Genomic DNA, 1,361 nt, shown 5'->3' on the forward strand with positions numbered 1-1,361 from the left:
ATCAGTATAATTTTGGTTTTGTTTTGTTGTCGCATTATCTGCAATACTTTGACGTAATTTGTCCATTGCTGCATCAACATTGTTTGCTTTTTGTTCATTACCTTGTGCTTCTGCAACAGTAGTCGATTGTTGTACCAATTGTTTTAATGCCTCTTTTTGTGCATTTGTTAAATGGCTTAAACCGTCAATTGCTGTATTTGCGTGTTGTTTCGCTTTTTCAAGGTTTTGAGTACCATTAAGCGCTGCTTTTGTAGTATTCACTTGATTCATAGCTGCTTCAACTTGATCTTTAGGCACGTTCGTACCTGTAGATTTATTTAAAATATTTTCAGCATTACGAACCGCTTCATTGTATGCATTTTTCTTCTCTGGATCTGCATCTGCAAAGTTTTGACTGCCAAGTGTAGTGTCTTTATCATTCAAGCTATTTTTCAAGTTACCCATCGCTGTATTCAGTTCCTGAGCGGTTTGAATGGCTTGCGTTACTTCAGCTACAGTGTGCGCTTGATTGATGTTTCCAGTAACAGCACCTTTTTGTGCATTGTTTAAGTTATCTAACGTAGATAATGTTTGGTTTGCATTGTTTTTAGCATCTGTTACTTTTCTATCACCATTCAACGCTTGTTTAGTAGTTGTTACAGTTGAAAGTGCTGCTTCAACTTGTGATTGGTTCGCATTTGTACCATTTGCTTGATTAATAATATTTTCAGCAGCAGTTACCGCATTGTTGTATGCTGTTTGTTTTTCTGGATCTGCATCTGTAAAGTTAACACTTTGTTTCACTTGATCTTTGTCTTGGATTCCGTTGATTAAACGTTCCATTGCTTGATCTAATTGTTCAGCTTTAGTTTTCACTTGATTTACTGTGCTAATATTTGGTGCATTTGTCACTTGTGTATTTAAATCTTGCTTTTGAGCATTGTTTAAATGACTTAATCGGTTGATGTTAGCAGTTGTTTCTTGCTTTTTATTTGCTAAGTTTTGCGCACCATTAAGCGCAGTTTTGTTAGTGTTCACTTGATTAGCTGCTTGTGTTACTGCAGATGGATCAAGTGTTGGCTGACTCGTTGCATTAATGATATTTTCAGCACTTGTAACTGCTGTATTGTATGCATTTTGTTTATCTGTATCTGCATCAACATATGGTTGACTCGCTTTTACTTCATCTTTATTCGCAATACTATTTCGAAGTTGATTCATTGCATTGTCAAGATTTGTTGCATTGTCTTTCACACTTTGTACACCAGTTACTTGTGTCGCGCTATCAATTTGACCAGTAATACTTTGTTTTTGTGCATCAGATAAATGTGTCATTTGACGTAATGCATCTTTAGCTTGTTGCTTCGCAGTTGCTAAGTTTG

1 protein-coding gene is annotated in these 1,361 nt (G+C 35.9%); it reads right to left on the bottom strand.

Features of this window, described 5'->3' with window-relative positions:
* On the bottom strand, positions 1 to 1,361 hold a 1,361-nt coding region (locus IDG60_RS14285), incomplete at both ends, for a GA module-containing protein (RefSeq protein WP_206160829.1).

It is taken from the genome of Staphylococcus sp. EG-SA-2 (assembly GCF_017152085.1).